This is a genomic window from Bartonella sp. AC70YNML (assembly GCF_042196545.1).
Taxonomy (GTDB): Bacteria; Pseudomonadota; Alphaproteobacteria; order Rhizobiales; family Rhizobiaceae; genus Bartonella.
This window is the reverse complement of sequence record NZ_JBHIQK010000002.1, coordinates 31,093-50,822: the sequence shown is the minus strand read 5'-3', so window position 1 is coordinate 50,822 and position 19,730 is coordinate 31,093. Positions and strand designations below refer to the sequence as shown.

Genomic DNA, 19,730 nt, shown 5'->3' with positions numbered 1-19,730 from the left:
CTTTCACGTTTTTTATCTATATGGGACTTTCTCCGCTTAGAATATGCAAGCAAATAGCTTTTGATTGATTCAATATAAACAGGTTGGGAATGAGAGAATCCAGCGGCATGAGAGGCTCTCATCCAACATGCGAACAATGAACACTCAATATGATGCGTTTTTTAAGCGTGAAGAGAACTGTGCAACACCTAGCAGATATGTACCGTTTAGGAGAATTTCACGGTCATTTTTATTGTTTTTTTATCCACGTTCAGTTTTGTTTTTTCGTAGAGTTTGTGTGCGAAGAGGTCTGTGTGATGCTCGTGGGTGTTGCTTATTATAATCGTTGAGTAAGTCTTGCCTTTAGAAATGCCTAAAAAATACCTAATGAAGGGGGGAAGTTTTGGGGCATTTTATATTGAGAAGAGTGCAGAATGAAAAATGATAAGGAAGAGTATCCTATTTATGTATTTAGCGTGAAAACACATCAATAGAGAGGGATGCCTTGTGCGATATGAAGTGCTTTTTCATATGAGTCTAACGGTAAATTCATCGAACACTCCCATCTTTACGCTTATGAACAAGTAAGCCGGATCACACACTTTGCCAGCTCGTGGGTATTTCGAGACAGCCCTTAGCACTTAAGACGGTTCATAAGAGCCATTTTCACTCTTTTCTTTAACAATTTTTATTCACACACTCATCCCGCTTTTTATGTGCAAGAAAGTGGTTTTAATTGATTCAACATGGGACAAATTTGAAATGGGAGAATCTTACGATATTCGGGACTCTTATTCAACATGCAAAACAGTAATTTATCATTATAAATCAATGGATTATTAATGAATAAAATTTATTGCTTTAAGATAAAAGCATTTCCTTCTTAAGGTTGCCCATCAAACAGACTTCTGTCCATTCCTCTTCTGTCACGGGTTGTACTGATAAGCGGCTGGCCTTGACCAACACCATATTTGCTAGTTTAGGATTGGCTTTGATTTGTTTTAATGAAACAGGTGTTGGCATGTCACAAAGTGCTCGGATATCTACACATTCCCAGCGTGGATCAGAACTTGTAGAATCAGGGTGTGCTTCAGCACATATTTCTACAATTCCTACAATTTCTAAACCTTTATTTGAGTGATAAAAAAAACCTTTATCACCATATTTCATAGTGCGCATATTGTTACGTGCTTGATAATTGCGTACACCATCCCATTGTTCGCCATTAACTCCTTTTTTCTTTTGCATCTCCCATGACCATTTATGGGGTTCAGATTTAAAAAGCCAATAAGCCATGAGTTCTCCTTTTTCATAGACTGTTATGCATTTTTATAAGTATCTTTGTAATACCATCAACGATGATTTTTAAAATGGGGTAAATAACGGCTATTATCTATTTTTCTTGTTTCAAAATAATGTGTAGTAGAGAGACGCGCTCCATTGATATTTCATGTTGTATAAAAGTATTTTGCTCTTTGTTTCTCTTTTCAACTATGGTCTGAAATGCGGTCACTATAAGAGTTTGTTGGAAAAAATTAAGAAAATTGGTTCTAAAAAGCTTTAAGATTACAATGACAATGAAACGAATAAATGGTCAAAGATGATGAGGTCAACGAATGGCATTCATATCTATGCTTTGTGGGAGAGAGTAGATCTTATTATGCTGTAAAATACCGTCATTTGAAGTGTAATGATATAAGGCAGTTTTTTGAGACATGAGGTTTTTAAGAATGTGTGGTGAATATTTAGATTTACGTGTCGAGCTTTGGGTTAAGTGAATTGTGTGAGTGGGAAGCAGGTGGAATCTGCTCGATAGAGAATTCGGACTATCTATAGACTGGAGTGAGTAGAAATCTTCGTTCTTTAAGATGTGTGTGGGACGTCAATTTTATTATGCTTTTGTTCCACGGCGTCCCATCCCGATCAAGGGCGGGGCTTTTTCATCTAATGGCCAGCGTGAGCGGGGTGCAATGTCAAGAGAGCTTGTTTCTCCTCGTGCGAGTTTTTGTGCACCGGCAAAAGCAATCATTGCAGCATTATCCGTACACAAGGAAAGAGGAGGGGCTATAAATTCAAAACCATGTTGATGAGCAAGGTCTTGCAACGTAGAGCGAATGGCTTGGTTTGCGGCAACGCCGCCCGCAACAACTAAAGCAGGAGAACGCTTTTCTTGATTATCAGAGAGAGGATATTGGTGGGTAAAGTGTTGTAAAGCTAGGTGAACACGATCACGTACCGTATCAGTCACAGCGGCTTGAAAACTTGCGGCAATGTCAGCAATATCATTTTCTGTAAGGGGAGCTATGGCTGTTGCGGCTTGTCGAACAGCAGTTTTGAGTCCTGAAAAAGAAAAGTCTAATCGTTTTTCACCTTTTAAAGGTCGTGGAAGAGGGATGCGATTTTTATCACCAAATAAAGCTGCTTTTTCAAGTGCTGGTCCACCAGGATAAGGAAGACCTAAAAGTTTTGCTGTTTTATCAAAGGCTTCTCCTAACGCATCATCAATAGTGGTTCCTAAACGCCGGTAGTTGCCTACTCCATGAACAATGATTGTTTGTGTATGACCTCCTGAAACTAAAAGTAATAAATAAGGAAAGCTGACGTTGTGCGTTAACACAGCTGTTAAAGCATGTCCCTCTAAGTGATTTACCGCAATAAATGGTTTGCCAGTGGCAAGAGAGAGTGCTTTTGCGCTCATAACGCCTACCAACAATCCTCCTATCAAACCAGGACCACTGGTGGCTGCAATGCCATCAATATCTTTTAATTTTGTGTTTGCTTCTGTTAGTGCTTGCAGAATTAAATGATCAAGAACTTCAACATGGGCACGAGCAGCAATTTCAGGAACAACACCGCCGTAAGGTGCATGGTGATCAATTTGACTCCAAACAACATTGGAAAGAATTCGGCTGTTTGATTCATTGTTATATTCAATGACAGCCGCTGCCGTTTCATCACAACTTGTTTCTATTCCCAGCAGACGCATTTTAAACAAAACCTTATATTGAAGCTTCTTTCTTACGTGCGTACCATGAACAGAAAAAGATGCAAAGTATTTCTCTTAGAATTGATTTTTCTATGAAAAATATGTGTTTTGGCATTTTCTTTGAATTTTATGATATCGTTGATTAAAAAATAAAGCTGTATTTTCGAGTATAAAATGCAAATATTTTTTTAAAACTTGTCTATTAAAGTCTATAATTGTAAATATTATTGAGAAAAATGAGATTTGGAAAATTTCTGTAAATTTATACTCTTTCGAAGATATTTGAGAAAAGCTTCATTTTTAAAACTTTTTTCATTTTATTATTTTATTTTTGAAAAAAGTGTGCACAAAAAGTGATAAAGATGGTCGATTCTTCAAAACCAAAAGTTAAATCACATTATACTGGTACGCGCCGTAAGAAACCAGTTATTGAACATGAAGCTATTCCCCATGATTCAGAGGAAAAAATCCACAATTCTGTAGAATCTCCTGCACGAGAAAAACAGAATATGCAAGGTCAGGATAAAAGTATCTCTAGTACAATTTGGCTTTTCTTATCCCTTTCTGGGATTTTGGGGGGATTCATTGCTTTGGGAATTTTTATGGGGCTTCAATGGGCTGGTTTTTTTCCTTCTCCTTTTGTGGCAAATTCTGCTGGGGAGGAAAAAGCCTTGCAGATTGCTGAAGCCGCAAAAAGTCAAGGTGAAGACACAAAGGAACAATTGAGCCGGGTCTTTCAAGAAATCGATGCGTTAAAAACAGAGTTTTCTTCTTTTTCATCACAACAGTTTAAAACAACGAAAAATGATGAACTATCGAAAGAAGAAAGCAAAAAAGCTTTTGCGATTTTAGAGGAAAAAGTAAAAACTCTTGAAGAAACTGTACAAACTTTTGTTAGAGAGTCGAAAGAGATAGAGACGGCTTTGTCTGTTGGGCAGAGCAATGCAAATGATCTTGCTGCGTTAAAACAACAGTTAGAAGCACTACAGGAAGAAACTGCTGTTAAAAATAGTGAGAAAAAAGAAATAGATACCGCGCTCTTTACTGCAATTAGTTCATTAAAAAATGCTGTAGAGCGTGGTGGATCTTATAATAATGAATTAAAGCTGTTGCGGCAATTATCGCCTTCGATTAATGGACTTGATGTGTTGCAAAAAACAGCTACTGTGGGTCTTCCAAGTTCAGCACAACTTTCAGTTGATTTTGCTCATGTTGCTGATGCAATTGTTGGTACGCAAAATCTTGTTGCGTCAGATGCTGGTTTTTTTGACCGAATTTTAGCGTGGATAAAAGGGCTCATTGTTTCGCGACCGATTGGAAATGTTGAAGGGACAACGCTGGGGGCTATTGCGGCACGCATGGAAGTTGCCATTCAAGCTGGTGATTACGAAAAGGCTTTGAGTGAATGGCAATCATTGCCCCAAAGTGCAAAAGATGTTTCAATGGATTTTGTTAAGCAGCTTGAAAGACATATTGCTATTCAACAGTTGTTGCAGCAATTGTTATTGTCTGTGCAACAAGGATCTTTTAAAGCAACAAAGATGTAAATAGGCCCAAGATGATACGTGTTTTTATTTATATTTTTGTTGTTTGTATCCTCGGTTTAGCTTTCACGTGGGTTGCTAATCACAATGGTATTTTTGTTCTCACATTTTTGCATTTCAGATTTTCTGCTTCATTTCTTACAGTGTTAAGTGTGCTTATTTTGTTTTTTGTAACGCTGGTGCTTTTATGGTGGTTATTGTCTTTCTTTTTTTCCATACCGAATGCTCTTTCCAATTATTTTTATAAACGCCATCAAAAGCGTGGTTACGAAGCTCTTTCAAAGGGGATTCTTGCAACTTTTGCTGGTGATAGTATGGTTGCGCAAAAAATGGAAACACGGGTTGCTAAATATCTTGCAGGAAAACAAGAGCCATTGGTAAAACTCTTACAAGCGCAAACCTTGTCTTTACAAAATGATTCTGTTCGCGCCATAGGTCTTTATGAAGAGATGAGAAAGGAAGATCCGACAAAACTGGTTGGACTTTATGGTTTGTTTCGTGAAGCGATGAAGAGTAAAGCTTATGAGGCAGCGCAACAATATGCCGAAGAGGCACTGACTTTATCGCCAGCACTTTTATGGGCGCATCAGGCGGTGCTCGATCGGTTAAGTACTGAGGGTAAATGGGATAAGGCACTTACTATTTTTGAAAGAACGCAAAAAGCTCTCCCGCGTTCTATTCGCGCGACTCCAGAGCGGCAGCATATACAGGTTTTACTACTAAGTGGGCAGGCACTTTCTTTGTTTGATACACATCCTGTACAAGCACGTGAAGCTATTTTGAAAGCCCATAAATTGGCGCCTGATTTTGTTCCAATAATAGTTATTGCTGCTGATATTCTTTATAAATTAAACGAAACGCGTAAAGCGGATAAAATGATTATAGCGGCTTGGCAAAAGGAGCCTCATCCTGACTTGGGAGCGCTGTATCTTGAAAGAGAAGAAGGAGCCATTGGGCGATTGAAAAGGGCTAAGACACTTGCTTCTTATAATAAAGATGCATTTGAGTCGGCTTTCCTTATTGCTAAAGCAGCTTTGGATGCTGGTGAAACAGCATTAGCAAGAGAGAAGGCACAAAAAGCATTACAATGTCATCCACGGGAAAGTGTTTATTTATTGTTGGCAGATATTGAAGAGGCACAGGGAAACAGTCAAGGTGCTGTGCGTCAATGGCTTTCTTTAGCACTTCGTGCTGAACGTGATCCAGTGTGGATGTGTGATGGGGCCATTTTTTCTTCTTGGTCAGCGGTTTCTCCAATCAGTGGACGTTTGGGCTGTTTTGAATGGAAGGCGCCTCCTTGTATGCCTTCTCTCACATTAGAGGCGGACAATATTGTGTCGAAAAGGCAAGACAAAGAGTATGTTATGGGAAAAAGTGATGATGTTGGAGATAAGAAGCTTGAAAAATTAACACCTATAGATGATTCTCTTTTGCATAATGCGCAGGTGGAGAAACAAGATATAAAAGAAAAAGATGTAAAAATGTTCAGTCAAACTCACTTAAATGTTGATGATCCAGGGGTTAAAACAGAAGAAGAAACATCTTTATCGAGGAAAAAATTTCGTTTATTTTAAATTGCATCAATATGGTAGTATGAGCGTTTTTTCAGAAGAAAAAATTAATATAGAAGAAAAAAAATTATCTTTAATCTTGTCCAATAAAATTATTCTCTTATGCTTAAAAAATGAAATTTTGCTTGGTAGCAGATGTGATTGGTTAAAAAATGTTTTTAAATCAGAGATGTCTTGATAAAAAACAAAAAAATAACAAACCAAGGATTGCTGTCGTTATTCATCGGCGCTCTACCTATACTGGTCGTTTGGGAAAATTTTTACAACAAAATGGTTTTGTTCTTGATATTTATCGTCCTATTTTTGGACAAAAACTCCCTGATACATTAGAGCATTATGCCGGCGTTGTTATTTTAGGGGGACCGATGAGTGTGAATGACAGCGAAGCCTATATTGGTGAGGAAATTGATTGGATTTCGTTATCACTAAAGGAAAATAAGCCTTTTTTGGGTATTTGTCTTGGAGCACAAATGTTAGCGCGAAATCTAGGGGGGCGCGTTGGTACAAGAAGTGATGGGACTGTTGAAGTCGGCTGGTATCCACTAGAAGCAACCCCACAAGGGAAGGAATTGATGAATTGGCCAGAGATGGTCTACCATTTCCATGATGAAGGTATTTATGATTTACCGAAAGAGGCAATGCTTTTGGCAACAGGGAATACATATCCTACACAAGCTTTTCGTTATGGAAACAATGCATGGGGCTTGCAGTTTCATGCTGAATTTACACGCGCTATGATGCGGCGTTTGGTCGTGCGTTCGGCACATAAATTGACTGAAAAAGGTGCTCAACCTGCTTGTGCACATTTGAAAGGTCGTTTAATCTATGATCGAGCTTTGAGTCAATGGTTTGAAAGCGCATTACACCAGATTTTTTGTACACCGCCCGTACTTGTGTGATTATTGATAACGCATTGATTTATATAGGTAATTCACGGTTTTGTATATTGAATGAGAACCCCGAATATAGTAAGGTTTTTTCATTCCAAACCTGTGTATATTGACTCAATAAAAACCTCTTGTTTGCATGTCACAAGTAGGGCTGGCGTGTGGGCAAAAACTGTATAAGAAAAGACTAAAAATGCTTCTTATGAACTGTCTTAAGTGCCAAGAGCTGTCGCAACATTTGGGGGCTAGCCAAATATAATGATGGTGCTGGCTTTGGGGTCTCCATAAGCGTAAAGATGGGGGGCTCAATGGCTTTATCGTTAAGAAACACTATTCATTATCATTTTTGTTGTGCTGTAAAAGAGTATGGTTTAAGGCAGAGGTAGAAAATCTATGTAAAACTTTACACATGAGGTATTTTTTGTTAAAGGGTATAATCGTTCTTCTTAAGAAAGCCTTGTTGAGTTTATGAGATACAGTACTTTAGAATGATGTATGGGGGCTTCTTGAAGTGATCAGTAGATAAAGTCCGGTCGATTAAGAAGTTGGATTGTGTATAAACTGACCGGGGTTAGAAATCTTTGTCCTTTTTAGGGTGGGAGAAAGTTAAGAGATAAAGAAAGTTTTAATGTTGTCCAAATCCTCTCAATTACCATTAAGACGAAAAAGTTTTTCTTTAAGCTATTTAATTTTTGGGCTTTTTTGTTTGGCTCTGATATTTATTTATAGCGCACTCTGGTTTTTTTTTCACGTAAAATAGAAGACCATGTTTCTGATATATTTGTAAAAGTATCTTCCCATAATATGGCGGCGGTATGCGAGAATGTACGCAGGGATGGTTATCCTTTACGTGTCGGTGTTGTTTGTGACAAGTTTCAATTTTCTTGGCCTTTACATGGGGTTTCTTTATCGACGGGGCGTTTGACGGCTGGTGCACCAATTTATTCACCTTATTTGGTCGAGTTTAATGTTCGTTCTCCTGCATTAATTGTTTTTTCCGGAAAAACTCCTATAGTATCGCATTGGCGCAATTTGGTGATTGAAACAGAGCCTTATTGGAAAACGGGTAAAACATTGAAGTTTATAGCTGAAGGGCTTGAGATTGCATCTTTTTCCTCTTTCTCTGAAGATCAAAAGCTTCAAGAAGCATTAAGAGCACAAACGATAGATAAAAAAACGACACAAGAAAATATTGAAGATCCGGCATCTTTGCAAAATACGCATGACGTGATTATTCAGCCATTAGAGCCACAAGATATGCCTCAAAAAATAACGGCAGAATTTTTGCGTTTTGATCTAAAACATGAAAAGAATGATTTATCGGGACATATAACTTTTGACGGTTTTGATGCTTCTCCCTTTTTAAAATCTTCTTTTGTTGATATTCCTAAAATTGATGGTAATTTGAAATGGATTTTAAATGACATTTCTTTTCTGTCTGAAGATGAAGAAAAAAATTGGCAACAGCGACTGTATGGAAAAAGTGGACTTTTAAAGCAAGGTGAATTGACTTTTCATACAGGTGGTGCAGTGCGTATTAGTGGACCTTTTTCTTTTGATGATGAAGGATATTTGACAGCAAAATTTGAACTTGTCCTTATTCAGTCCATGAAGCTTCTTGACACTCTGCAGCGCTTATTTCCCGCGCAAGCCAATAATCTTCAAGCGTTATTTTTTATTTTAGGTGCTTTGCCTAAAAATGCGGACGGCGCTCCCGTTCTTTCATTGCTCATTAACAATGGGTGGGTAAAACTGGGATTTTTAAAACTTGGTCGTCTTGCTCCACTTTAGGTGTTGTACCAAAGCCTTTTTTCATCTTTACTATCAAATTTCGACTTTTTCTGATTTTCACACTTTTTTGCAATTTTAGGGTGTCAAAATATATTTTAACAAAATGCGTATTTAATGGTAAAAAAAATAGCTATAAAAATAAAAAATTATCACCTACTCCTAACTCGTCCAACCTCTTTTCACTTAGTACAAAATCTTATGTCAAACTACATATAACAACAGTGTTTGTATGGAAAAAGTGGTATTTTAAAGTATGCTGAATTGCCTTTTTATACAGGTGGTGGGTTGTGTGTTCGTAGATTTTTTATGTATGGAGCAAGCATATTGTATATATCTGTTTGGGGGTAATCTATTAAAACAAGTCAACAGCCTAACTGGAGGAGAATATGAAGTTGTAAAGGGGAAAATCAACATCCATCTTTACTGTCATTTTTTATTCGATTTTACGCATTTCAAAAGCAGTTACAGTTATATCTTTTAAATAATGGATTAAGCTTATCCTTTTATTTCTGATATTTTTTAATGAAGCCATATGTCTTCCACGTAAAACAGAATATATTTGTATTGCATATTTACGCATTTGTTAAAAAAATATTTCTCAGTACTTCTTATTTCCGATGTCGCTTATGAATGGTATAAGGATAAAGCCATTAAGCACCACCATCTTTTCGGTTATGGAGTAACAAGCTAAGGGGCAACACCATCATATTATATTTGCTAACTCTCAATGTTACTGCAGATTTTGGCACTTGAGGCAGTTTATGAGGGGCATTTTTAGTTCTTTCTTTACTGTTTTTATCTATTCGGCTTTCCCATTTGCAATATGCAAGGGGAAATGTGGTTAATTAATTGAATATAAACAGATTTTAAATGAGACAAATTTAGAATATCGAATTATCAGTCATCATAAAAATGATAAAATTATGATTGTAAATCAATATATTATATTTTTATGATGAAGGATATTTGACAGTAAAATTTGAATTTATTTTTTATTTTGAGTGCTCTGTCTAAAAATGCAGGATAGGGCTTCCGTTCTTCCCTTGTTGGTTAGTCATGGATGGATAGAACGGAGCAAAAGCTTAGCTGTTTTGTACTGCTTTTAAGTCTGAAAGTTTATGTTTTTAGGGTGAAAAATCAATCCTGTTGTTTTTTTGAAATTGTTGCAAACAATTCTATTGTGATAAATAGCGAGATTTTATTTTGGGTGTTATGTTTAAAATGCAAACTCCCGCTCTATATTTTCGCTGGTTTGTTGTGGTGGTGGGATAGAACGGGAGATTGAGTGGGTCGTTTTGTATTTGCTTTAGGTTTGAAAGCCAACATTTTGAAGTTGAGAAATCAATCCTGCTGCAAAAGTAAAACGAGAAATATTGAGATCATTTTCAATAAGGGCACTAATGCGGTTTGTAATATTATGAATATTATTTTCTTCTGTTTTTTTCCAAGTGTCAAAAGGATCTTTTTTCTTGCCATAATTTTTGAGGATTTTCATAACGATTTGCCGTAAGCTTTCGGAAACATTTTCTTTGGCTTGGCTTAGAGCCATACTATCATAATAATCTAAGATGGGAATTGTTCGACGAGCTTCATTAATGCGGTTTATACGAATGATTTGTGCAAGCGAGAAATAAATCTCTGCAGTTTTAATAAGATCACTGTTGCTTTGTTTTGCAATCAAAGAAATATCACAGATTATTGGTGCTGCTTCCAAGAGAGCCAATTGTTTTGCTAATGCTTTTGGTGCTCCTTCTTCACTGTAGTGTAGTGCTTTTTCTTCAATCTTTTGATTAATATCGTTGTTGGGAGAATGCATAAGCTCTTTTTCAATAATACTACGGGCTTGCTTTATTGTTTTTACAATTTCTTCTAGTGGACGTGAGAGATCCATGTTGTGCAAACCCCAATTGGTCGTTTCAAAGAGCATTGGGGTCATTGCTGCATAGAATTTGTTTTGGACAAGACCAGGTATTTTATTATCAAGCTTATCAATTTGATCAGATAATTGAGGAATTTCAAAACCATCACGGATGGCAATAAAAACGCGAATAATATTTTCAACCTTTTGTTGTGTTTCATCGTGTAGCCGATTAACAAAAGTGGGGCCTCCACGATTTACAATGTCATTGGCAATCAGTGTTGCGATAATATTACGACGCAATTGATGGTTAATCACTTCCTTCTTAAAATTTTCTTGAATTTGGGTTGGAAAATAGTTCAGCAAGGCTGTATTGAAATAGTGATCATCAACAATGGGGCTATTAGCAATTTCTTCTTTTAAGGTCAATTTAGCATAGGCAAAAATAACGGCGAGTTCTGGACGGAGAAGACCTTTGCCTTGGGTTGTTCTTTGTCGTAAAATTTGCTCATCAGGGAGTATTTCAACTCTGCGATCTAGAAGTTTTTTTTGTTCCAAATCGTGCATAAAGCGTATTTGATAGGGCAAATCAGTAGTGCTTTGGTTTTCCGCCAAAGAAAGAGCAAGGGGTTGTAGATAATTGTTACGCAAGACGAGTTGCTCGACTTGAGGCGTCATTTTTTTCAAGAGCTTATTGCGATCTTCGCGGGTTAACGTTTTGGCACGTAGTGCTGATGCAAGAACAATTTTGAGATTGACCTCAATATCAGAACAATTCACACCAGCAGAATTGTCAATGGCATCCGTATTGCATCGACCACCATTTGAGACATATTCAATCCGTCCACGTTGTGTAACACCAAGATTAGCTCCTTCACCAATAATTTTTGCACGCACTTGTTCTCCGGTAATGCGTATTGCATCATTTGCGCGATCACCTACTTGAGCATCGTTTTCTGTTGCAGCACGGATATAAGTACCAATACCGCCGAACCATAAAAGATCAACCGGGGCTTTGAGAAGAGCAGAGATAATTTCAAAGGGTGTTCCTGTTTGTTTTTCAAAACCAATGGCTTGTGCTGCTTCAGGTGAGAGAGTAATGGTTTTTTCTTTTCGTGAGAAGATACCACCGCCCTTTGATAATTTGCTTTTATCGTAATCTTGCCAACTTGAGCGAGGAAGTTTAAAAAGGCGCGTACGCTCTGCGTAGCTTTCGTCTATGTTTGGATCTGGATCAATAAAGATATCGCGGTGATCAAAAGCGGCAATCAATTTTGTTTGTTTGGAAAGCAGCATTCCATTACCAAAGACATCACCAGACATATCGCCAACACCGACACAGGTGAAGGGCGTTGTTTGAATATCATGATTAAATGATTCTCTAAAATGTCTTTTGACGGCTTCCCATGCGCCTTTAGCTGTAATACCAATGTCTTTGTGGTCGTAACCTGCTGAGCCTCCAGAGGCAAAAGCATCATCAAGCCAAAAGTGGTTTGCTTGGCTGATGGCGTTGGCTGTATCAGAAAAAGTTGCTGTTCCTTTGTCTGCTGCTACAACAAAATAGGGGTCAGGGTCATCATGACAGATGATATTGTGGGGCGCACTTATTTTGCCATTAACCAGATTGTCTGTGATGGAGAGCAAAGCAGTGATAAAGTCTGTATAAGCTTGACGTGCTGCTTCTATGATAACAGCACGGTCATTTGTTTGGGGAAGCCGATGGGGATAGAATCCACCTTTTGCACCTGCAGGAACGATAACTGCATTTTTAACTTGTTGGGCTTTGACTAAGCTCAGCACTTCGGTACGATAATCTAATGCACGATCAGACCAACGAATTCCGCCACGGGCAATAGGTCCAAAACGCAAATGGACTCCTTCAACTTCCGGTCCATAAACAAAAATTTCTCGGTAAGGGCGCGGTTCAGGCAAACCTTCAATCTGGCGCGGATTTAATTTGGTGGCTAAAATACGCCGTGGACTTCCATCAGGAAGAGGCGTAAAGGCATTTGTTCGTAAACTCGCCTCTATAAGGTTACAATAACGGCGTAAAATGAGATCATCATCTAAACCAGAGACTTTTCGTAATTTTTCTTCAATGCGCTTTTGAATGACTTGTTGGTTTTTTTCCCGTTCTTTTTCTGTATGGCTTTGATGAAATTTTAAATGAAATAAAGCATAAAGATCTTGGGTGATGTCAGGATAAGCATTTAAAGTTTGGGCAACGCGATCTTGCGAATAAGGAATTCCAGCTTGTTGGAGATAGCGCCCATAATGGCGCAAAATAACAATTTCATGCCAATCAAGCTCAGCTGTTTGGGTGAGAGCATTAAAGCCGTCATTATCAGCATTTTGTGCCCAAATGGCTTCAAAGGTTTCGGCGTGTTTTTGACCGTCTTTTTCAAAATCGATACAGCGTTGGAAAGTACTTTCTAGCTGCATATCATGAAGATACACAGAGCGCCCATTGCCATCTGGTAATTCAAGAGTTTGTTCAGCAATAACGCGAAACCCCATATTTTCAAGGAGTGGTACACGTTTGGAAAGGGCAAGTGCTTCATGGCGGTGAAAAAGCCGAAGAGAAATGCACTGTTTTTCTTTGTTTTGTGCATGATAAAAGATCACGAAAAGGGGCTTTTCATCATGAAGACTTAGAATATGTCCGGCATCGTTAATAGCGTCTTCAGCTGAAAATAAATCACGATAGCTGTTGGGGAATTCACTAGCTAGACGTGTTTGTTGCTCTGTTATTTTCTTGTTAAGAGCGATGGCTTGAACCCTATCTTCCCAACTTCGTGCAATCGAACGTACATGTTGTTCAAGTGTGGAGCGCTCAATAAGGGGAACAGTTTCGTTTCCTTTACGATGGATGATATAATAGACACGTATAAGAGTGCTTTCCAAAAATAGCGGATAAGATTCAAAAAAGTCACCTTTATAGAGCTCAACAAAATGTTCGCCAACTTTTTCACGCAGGCTGCTGCTATATTGATCACGCGGTACGTAGACAAGGATAGAAACAAAGCGCCCAAAAGAATCAGTATGGGCAAGAACCCGTAAACGTGGGCGCTCATCTAATTGTAGAATAAGTTTAGTGTTTTCTGTCAATGTATCAACATCAGAGCGAAACATTTCATCTCTTGGATAGGTTTCTAAAGCACTGATGAGTGCTTTTCCTGAATAATCGGCGTGATTGTGTCCAAGACGTTGAATAATAGTTCGGGCTTTTTCTTTTAAGAAAGGAATTTGCAAAATAGAACGTGTATAAGCTGAGGAGGTAAAAAGCCCTACAATGCGTAATTCTCCACAGAGTTGGTTTTCTTTATCAAATATTTTAAGACCAATATAATCCAGCCAAACAGAACGGTGAATTTTGGAGCGGCTGTTCGCTTTTGTCACGATAAATAGATTATCGCTTTCCATGAAGGATAAAACTTCTTGAGGAGGCTCTTTCATGCTTTTATCGTCAACAATATGAATAGAAGCATCCGTGAGTATACCAAGTTCAATATTACTCGCTGTAAAGGATTTTAGGGGGTTTTGGTCTTTGATGAAGTTGTAAGTGCGCATACCAAGGAAAATGAAATTATCGTCCATTAGCCAGTGAAGAAATTCAATGGCTTTTTCGCCTTCTTGTTTGTAGTGCGGGGGAAGACTTATTTGGTAGGCATGAATATGTTTTTCAACTTCTTCAAGCATAGGTTTCCAGTCTTGTACAGCAGCATTAACCTGTTCAAGAACTAAGGTGAGTTCATTTTCAAGTTTCTGCGTCTGCTGTTTATTGAGTGACTCGATGTGAATTTGCATCAGACTGATGCGTTTTCCAGAAGCACTATCAAGAATGGGGTGTGCAATCAAATAAATATGGTTTTTGTGTTGATTGAAGACATTTAAAATAGAATCGAGAAGGAAGGGTTTGTTATCATTGACAAGCGTGATAACGGTTATAGGCTTGTTATTACGGGTCAAGTTTTGTTCAAAGAAGATGGTATTTTTTCCCGTCTGATGGAGATTAAAAGCTTTTACCGCGATAGCAGTGGCCTTTTGAAGTTCTTCACTTTCGTAATAAGCAATATCTTCTTCATCGGTTTGAGCAAAAAGGATTTGTTCTATTTTATCTTGGGTGTTTTTTATTTCTGTTTTTTTTTGTTGCAACACATTCACTCTCCCTTTTTGCTCTTAGGGGCCTTTTCTTCTCTTTGTTAAAAGCAGACCATTATATTTTTACATACTGTAACACCTTCTTCCTAAAGAAAATAGCTCTTTATTTGGAAAGAATGAGTTTGTTTTTGCTATTTTTTAGTAATATTTTGTACTTTAAAGAAATATTTTTCTTCAAGGAAAAGGCATTTTTAGTATTTTTGTATGTTAATAGTTTGTTTTTTAAAATATACAAAATGAAAGTAAAAAAAGAAGCAAAAGTAAAAAAAGAATGGCGCATTTACCAGAAAGACTTTTAAGTGGTTACCAAAACTTTATAAACAATCATTTTTTATATAAAATAGCAGATTATCAGCAATTGGTGATTGAGGGGCAAAAACCTGAAGTTTTGGTCATTGCTTGTTGTGATTCGCGTGCAGTACCAGAAATGATTTTTGATGCTAAGCCAGGGGAAATTTTCACCCTGCGCAACGTGGCGAATGTGGTTCCTCCTTTTTCTCCTGATGACCAATATCACGCAACATCAGCAGCTCTTGAATATGCTGTGCAATTGCTTGAGGTGAGACATATTGTCGTTTTTGGTCATGCCCATTGTGGAGGTATTCGTACTGCTCTTAATGAGACATATAAATCTTTATTATCAAATGATTTTATCGGTCAATGGATCAGTCTTTTAGCACCAGCCGCAGAAATTGTTTTGAATAATAAGTCGCTGTCGTGGCCAGAAAAACAGACGGCATTAGAGCAGCTTTCTATTCGTCATTCGTTGAGAAATTTAGAGACGTTTCCATGGATAAAGCTTCGCAAAGATCAAGGTTTTTTGACATTGCATGGGGTTTGGTTTGATATCTCTAGCGGAAAATTATGGAGCATGGAACAGGAAACAGGTTGTTTTATGCGTGTTGAAGTTGAAAGTTTTGAAGTATAGTATTTGTTGTTTTTATTTCTTCGTATAAAAAGACATTTTATGATAAAACTTGACAAAGCTGGGGTTTTATTGTTTGAAGGAGCAAGCTTTCAGTGACAAAATTAACTTGGAGCCACCGACTGAGACCCCGGTTTAAGGGTATAAAGAGATCTCAGAGGTCAACATCCGACGGCGCGATGCGTTCTCGGATGCTATTTTGGTTTGTTTGTTATGCAACAATGAGGTAAATGATGTTTGAATCCTTGCAAGAGCGACTTGGTTCTATCCTGTCTCATTTGACGGGACGTGGCGCTTTATCGGATCAGGATGTTGTAGAGGCGCTGCGTGAAATTCGTCGCGCTTTATTGGAAGCTGATGTTGCTCTTGATGTTGTGCGCTCTTTTACCGATAGAGTTCGGGAAAAAGCTGTTGGGGCCCAAATCGTTAAATCAATTAAACCAGGCCAAATGGTGGTTAAAATTGTTCATGATGAATTGGTTCATATTCTTGGAAATGAAAGTGTTCTGAGTGATTTAAATGCACCAGCTCCTGTTGTTATCATGATGACTGGTTTGCAAGGTTCGGGAAAAACAACCACAACAGCAAAGCTTGCAAAACGTTTTACTGATAAGCACAATAAAAAAGTTCTCATGGCGTCATTAGATACACGCCGTCCCGCTGCACAGGAGCAATTGCGCCAATTGGGAGAACAGGCAAAACTTGCAAGCTTGCCTATTATTGCGGGTCAGCTGCCAGTTGATATTGCATTACGTGCTGTGCAAGCTGCTAAATTGGGTGGTTATGACGTGCTTATTCTTGACACAGCAGGACGTAATCATATTGATGAAGCTTTGATGCTCGAATTGGCTGAAATTAAAGCATGTTCCCTTCCTCATGAGATTATGTTGGTGGCTGATAGTTTGACGGGGCAAGATGCTGTTCATCTTGCTCGTTCTTTTGATGAGCGTGTAGGGATTACGGGGATTATTTTAACACGGATGGATAGTGATGGGCGTGGTGGCGCTGCTCTTTCTATGCGTGCTGTTACAGGTAAACCAATTAAAGCAATTGGAACTGGTGAAAAAATAGATGCTTTAGAAGAATTTCATCCCAGTCGTATTGCTGATCGTATTCTCGGAATGGGGGATATTGTTTCTTTGGTTGAAAAAGCGGCAGAAACAATGGATCACGAGAAAGCTGCTGCTTTTGCAAAAAAAATGCAAGCCGGAAAATTTGATCTGAATGATCTTGCAGAACAGTTGCAGAAAATGAAAAAACTGGGTGGAATGGGCGGTATTATGGGCATGTTGCCGGGAATGGGGAAGGTCAAAGAGCAGATTGCGGCTGCGGGGTTTGATGATCGTTTGTTTGATCGTCAATTGGCCATTATTTCATCTATGACACCGAAAGAGCGGGCGAATCCAGAGCTTTTAAAACATAGCCGCAAACAACGAATTGCTAAGGGGTCTGGTACGACAGCGGCTGATATTAATAAACTTTTGAAGATGTATCGCCAAATGGCTGATATGATGAAAGCCATGGGTGGTAAAGGAAAAAGTGGTTTGATGGGAAAAATGTTGGGAGGCCTTGGTTCCAAAATGGGTTTTGGAGGCAAGGGGAATTTGAGTGGAGATTCTCCAGTTATACCTGATTTATCGGGAATGGATTTGAAGCAATTCTCAACGCTTCAAAAGCAGATTGAAAATAATGATGGAGGGAAGATTTTGCCTGGACTTCCCAAGCGTGGGCCTATATTTCCTGGTCTTTCCAATAGCATTGCCGATAGGGGAAAATTTCCTCAGCATCCTAAGAAAAAATAAGATGTAAAGAGGGAAAGGAATATGATGCAGGAAACAGTATTAAACGAATTGGCACATTTACGAGCATCTATTGATAATTTTGATGCAACTTTGATTCATATCTTAGCAGAGCGTTTTCGTTGTACGAAAGCTGTTGGGCGCTTAAAAGCGCGTTATGATTTGCCTAAAGTAGATCCTTTACGGGAGAAACATCAAGTAGCGCGTTTGCGGCAATTGGCTATAGATAGTCATCTTGATCCTGATTTTGCTGAAAGATTTTTAAAATTTATTCTTAAAGAAGTTGTGAGTCATCATGAAGTGATTGCTGAAGAGCAAAAAACAAAAAAAGTCAATTTAAACGAAAGCCAGAGCTGACAATAGGAGATAAAATATGGCATTGAAAATTCGTTTGTCCCGTGGAGGTTCAAAAAAACGTCCTTATTATCATATCGTCGTTGCAGATGTTCGTAGTCCGCGCGATGGGCGGTTTCTTGAACGTGTTGGTGCATGGGATCCAATGTTGCCTAAAGATGGACCGAGGGTGAAACTTAATGAAGAACGTATCCAATATTGGCTTGGGCAAGGGGCTCAACCAACAGATCGCGTTTTACGGTTTTTAGATGCAGCTGGCTTGAAAAAGCGTCCAACTCGTAATAATCCACATAAAGGTGAACCGGGTAAAAAAGCACAAGAACGTATAGCAGCAGCAAAGCAAGCGGCAGAAGAAGCAGAGGCAGCGGCTGAAGCAGAATCTGCTACAGCATAAGAAGCATGATTGTTTAATCAACGTGTTTTTAAAAGCTTTAGAAAAATAAATATTATCCGTTTTTGTCTATCAAAAACGGATTTTCTTTAAAAAGCTGCTTGTTTAAATCCGCACTGGTTTTTTTAATCAATGGTTTTAAAAATCAATGGCGCGGCCTTTAATTTCCCAGTCTCCATAGCGGGAAGGGTCCTTGCCACCGCGTCCGCCGTTTTCTAGAGGTTGTTCTTTTTTTGTTGCGCGTTTTCGTCTTTCTTCAGCTTCTTTAAGGGCGCGTTGTGCTGCGGGAGAAAGAGATTGCTGTTTAATGACAGTTGCATTTTTTTTGCTTGTTTTCTCATCTTTTTTATTCATTTTACACCTATTCCATTGAAGAAGCAGAAAGAAAACACCATCATATAGTATTGATTGACTTTTATCATGGAGTTTTTTGAGTAATGAATATAATGCGTACAGCTATGCTTTTGGCTTTTTTAACTGCTCTCTTTATGGGAGTTGGTTATCTTGTTGGAGGGGGTGGTGGCATGGTCATTGCTCTTTTGATGGCAAGTGGTTTAAACTTTTTTTCTTATTGGAATTCAGATAAAATCGTTTTACGCATGTACGGGGCGCGTGAAGTTGATCAGCATTCTGCGCCGGTTTACTATAAAATTGTAAGTGATTTAGCGCAAAGAGCTTCTCTTCCTCAACCAAAAGTTTATGTTATTGAGAATCCACAGCCAAACGCTTTTGCAACGGGACGTAATCCGCAAAATGCAGCTGTTGCTGCAAGTACTGGATTGTTAAAGCGGTTGAATTCGGAGGAAATTGCCGGCGTTATGGCGCATGAGCTCGCACATATTGAGCATCGTGATACATTAACAATGACTCTAACCGCAACGATTGCAGGAGCCATTTCAATGCTTGGTAATTTTGCTTTCTTTATGGGAGGACCGCGCAACTCTTCAGAAGATTCTCATGGCGCTGGGGCAATTGGAGGATTTATTGCCTTGCTCGTGGCTCCTTTTGCAGCGATGCTGGTGCAAATGGCGATTAGCCGTACACGGGAATATGCTGCGGATCGGAGAGGGGCTGAAATATGTGGTAATCCTTTATGGTTGGCTTCCGCATTGCGTAAGATTGCTGATGGGGGACGTGGGGTATATAATGAAGAAGCAGAGCATAATCCAGCAACCGCGCATCTGTTTATTATTAATCCTTTGAGCGGTGAGGGAGCCGATAGTCTTTTTTCGACACATCCAGCAACTGCAAATCGTATTGCTGCTCTTTATCGGCAAGCAGAAGAGATGAAAGGGGCTCTTGCCAAAAGTGTGGGCTGGAATAAAGAAGACGCTATACATGAAAAAAGCAGCGGGATGAACTATGGAGATTTTCATAGTGGTCAGGCTCATGCATTAGATGAGCAAGAAAACATTTCTTTTCAGCGTGTTACAAAACGTCCTTCTTGGCTTCGTTATGAAAATTCAAAAAGATCTCGTTCATAG

Annotated in this window: 13 protein-coding genes; 9 read left to right on the top strand and 4 right to left on the bottom strand. The window is 38.6% G+C overall.

All coding sequences use genetic code 11. The features are described 5' to 3' along the window. Positions 1-840: 840 nt before the first annotated feature. Both ACFIMU_RS02405 and tsaD read right to left on the bottom strand, forming a co-directional pair. A complete protein-coding gene (locus ACFIMU_RS02405; protein ID WP_375606041.1) occupies positions 841-1,275 on the bottom strand; it encodes an EVE domain-containing protein in 435 nt (144 codons plus the stop codon). A 595-nt stretch (positions 1,276-1,870) separates the two neighbouring features. Beyond that, entirely contained in the window at positions 1,871-2,965 is a 1,095-nt protein-coding gene (gene tsaD / locus ACFIMU_RS02400; RefSeq protein ID WP_375606040.1) for a tRNA (adenosine(37)-N6)-threonylcarbamoyltransferase complex transferase subunit TsaD, read from the bottom strand. A 362-nt stretch (positions 2,966-3,327) separates the two neighbouring features. Here tsaD and ACFIMU_RS02395 point away from each other — a divergent pair, with 362 nt between their 5' ends. From ACFIMU_RS02395 to ACFIMU_RS02380, 4 genes are all read left to right on the top strand, one after another. Further along, entirely contained in the window at positions 3,328-4,512 is a 1,185-nt protein-coding gene (locus ACFIMU_RS02395) for a hypothetical protein (protein ID WP_375606039.1), read from the top strand. A gap of 11 nt (positions 4,513-4,523) precedes the next feature. Continuing rightward, complete coding sequence (locus tag ACFIMU_RS02390; protein ID WP_375606038.1) at positions 4,524-6,083, top strand: heme biosynthesis protein HemY; 1,560 nt, start codon at positions 4,524-4,526, stop codon at positions 6,081-6,083. Positions 6,084-6,232: 149 nt separating this feature from the next. Beyond that, positions 6,233-6,979 carry a glutamine amidotransferase gene (locus ACFIMU_RS02385; RefSeq protein WP_375606037.1) on the top strand — a complete coding sequence of 249 codons (747 nt, stop codon included), beginning with the start codon at positions 6,233-6,235 and terminating at the stop codon, positions 6,977-6,979. A 792-nt stretch (positions 6,980-7,771) separates the two neighbouring features. After that, positions 7,772-8,758: a DUF2125 domain-containing protein gene (locus tag ACFIMU_RS02380; RefSeq protein WP_375606036.1), complete on the top strand. Its 987-nt coding sequence runs from the start codon at positions 7,772-7,774 to the stop codon at positions 8,756-8,758. A 1,306-nt stretch (positions 8,759-10,064) separates the two neighbouring features. Here the strand turns inward: ACFIMU_RS02380 and ACFIMU_RS02375 are convergent. Beyond that, entirely contained in the window at positions 10,065-14,774 is a 4,710-nt protein-coding gene (locus ACFIMU_RS02375) for an NAD-glutamate dehydrogenase (protein ID WP_375696794.1), read from the bottom strand. Between the two features lie 274 nt (positions 14,775-15,048). Between ACFIMU_RS02375 and ACFIMU_RS02370 the strand changes: the two genes are divergently transcribed. The 4 genes from ACFIMU_RS02370 to rpsP all read left to right on the top strand — a co-directional run bounded on the left by ACFIMU_RS02370 (position 15,049) and on the right by rpsP (position 18,249). Further along, entirely contained in the window at positions 15,049-15,705 is a 657-nt protein-coding gene (locus ACFIMU_RS02370) for a carbonic anhydrase (RefSeq protein WP_375606034.1), read from the top strand. 230 nt (positions 15,706-15,935) lie between these two features. Next, positions 15,936-17,504, top strand: coding sequence for a signal recognition particle protein (gene ffh, locus ACFIMU_RS02365; RefSeq protein ID WP_375687321.1), 1,569 nt, complete (start codon positions 15,936-15,938; stop codon positions 17,502-17,504). A 24-nt stretch (positions 17,505-17,528) separates the two neighbouring features. After that, positions 17,529-17,858, top strand: coding sequence for a chorismate mutase (locus tag ACFIMU_RS02360; RefSeq protein WP_375696821.1), 330 nt, complete (start codon positions 17,529-17,531; stop codon positions 17,856-17,858). A 16-nt stretch (positions 17,859-17,874) separates the two neighbouring features. Further along, positions 17,875-18,249 (top strand): 30S ribosomal protein S16, encoded by a 375-nt coding sequence (gene rpsP, locus ACFIMU_RS02355; protein ID WP_375606033.1) that lies wholly within the window; start codon positions 17,875-17,877, stop codon positions 18,247-18,249. A gap of 135 nt (positions 18,250-18,384) precedes the next feature. Here the strand turns inward: rpsP and ACFIMU_RS02350 are convergent, their stop codons facing one another. Continuing rightward, positions 18,385-18,600, bottom strand: coding sequence for a DUF1674 domain-containing protein (locus ACFIMU_RS02350; protein WP_375606032.1), 216 nt, complete (start codon positions 18,598-18,600; stop codon positions 18,385-18,387). Between the two features lie 83 nt (positions 18,601-18,683). Here ACFIMU_RS02350 and htpX point away from each other — a divergent pair, with 83 nt between their 5' ends. After that, positions 18,684-19,730 carry a zinc metalloprotease HtpX gene (gene htpX / locus ACFIMU_RS02345; RefSeq protein WP_375696793.1) on the top strand — a complete coding sequence of 349 codons (1,047 nt, stop codon included), beginning with the start codon at positions 18,684-18,686 and terminating at the stop codon, positions 19,728-19,730.